The organism is Ralstonia sp. AU12-08, from assembly GCF_000442475.1.
In the GTDB taxonomy this organism is placed as follows: domain Bacteria; phylum Pseudomonadota; class Gammaproteobacteria; order Burkholderiales; family Burkholderiaceae; genus Ralstonia; species Ralstonia insidiosa.
Genome location: NZ_ASZV01000076.1, coordinates 1 through 1,204 on the forward strand (window position 1 = coordinate 1; position 1,204 = coordinate 1,204).

Annotated in this window: 1 protein-coding gene; it reads left to right on the plus strand. The window is 61.9% G+C overall.

All coding sequences use genetic code 11. The annotated features are described in order from the left end of the window. The first annotated feature begins 66 nt into the window (after positions 1-66). A protein-coding gene (locus tag C404_RS58700; protein WP_404944703.1) for an IS3 family transposase occupies positions 67-1,187 on the plus strand; the annotation gives its coding sequence in 2 pieces (ribosomal slippage) (positions 67-316 and positions 316-1,187; 1,122 coding nt in all). The last annotated feature ends 17 nt before the right edge of the window (positions 1,188-1,204 follow it).

Here is a 1,204-nt window from a genome sequence, read left to right on the forward strand (position 1 = left end):
CATTGACCTGCTCCCCGCGATTAGTACGTTGACGATGTAGAGTCCGTTCCCAAGAGAGGAACGGTCATGAAGAAGCGATTCACCGAAGAACAGATTATTGGCGTGCTGAGGGAAGCCGAGGCCGGCGTGAAGCCGGCGGAGCTGTGCCGCAAGTACGGCATCTCGGACGCGACCTACTACAACTGGAAAGCGAAGTTCGGCGGGATGACGGTGTCCGAAGCGCAGCGCCTGAAGGGGCTGGAGCAAGAGAACAACAAGCTCAAGCGCCTGCTGGCCGAATCGATGCTCGACAACGCCGCGCTGAAGGACCTGCTGTCTCGAAAGTAGCAAGCCCGCAGGCCAAGCGCGAAGCGGTCCGGACATTGATGACCGAACGCGCCATGGGTGTCACCCGGGCCTGCGGGCTGGTAGGGATTTCGCGCTCGCTGTTCCACTACGAATCGCGCCGCCGAATTGACGACGAAGTGCTGACGGGTCGGATGGTGGCCATCGCCGCGCAGAGGCGCCGCTATGGCTATCGCCGGATTCACGTGCTGTTGCAGCGGGAGGGCTGGCTGGCCAATCACAAGCGCATCTGGCGGCTGTACAGCAAGGCGGGACTGAGCGTGCGCAAGCGGCGACGCAAGCGCATTGCGGCTGTCGAGCGCAAGCCGCTGTCGCTGCCAACGGGCCCGAACCAGAGTTGGTCGATGGACTTCGTTTCCGATGGACTGGCGTATGGTCGGCGGTTTCGCTGCCTGAACGTGGTCGACGATTACACGCGCGAGTGCCTGGCCATCGAGGTCGACACCTCGTTGCCGGGCTTGCGAGTGAAGCAAGTGCTGGAACGACTGAAGGAGATGCGAGGCTTGCCCGCGTCTATCACGGTGGACAACGGTCCGGAGTTCGCTGGTAAGGTGCTGGACGCCTGGGCCTACGAAGCGGGTGTCACGCTATCGTTCATCCGGCCCGGCAAGCCCGTGGAGAACGCCTACATCGAGAGCTTCAACGGGCGGTTCCGCGATGAATGCCTGAACGAGCACTGGTTCGCCTCGATGCGCCACGCCCGGCGGCTGATTGAGGAATGGCGTATCGAGTACAACACCGAGCGGCCTCACAGCTCGCTCGGCTACCTGACCCCGATGCAGTTTGCGCAGGGGCATGAGCAAGAGTTTTTAACCTCGGACTCTAACTGTGCTTCGTACTAAAACCGGGGGCAGGTCAA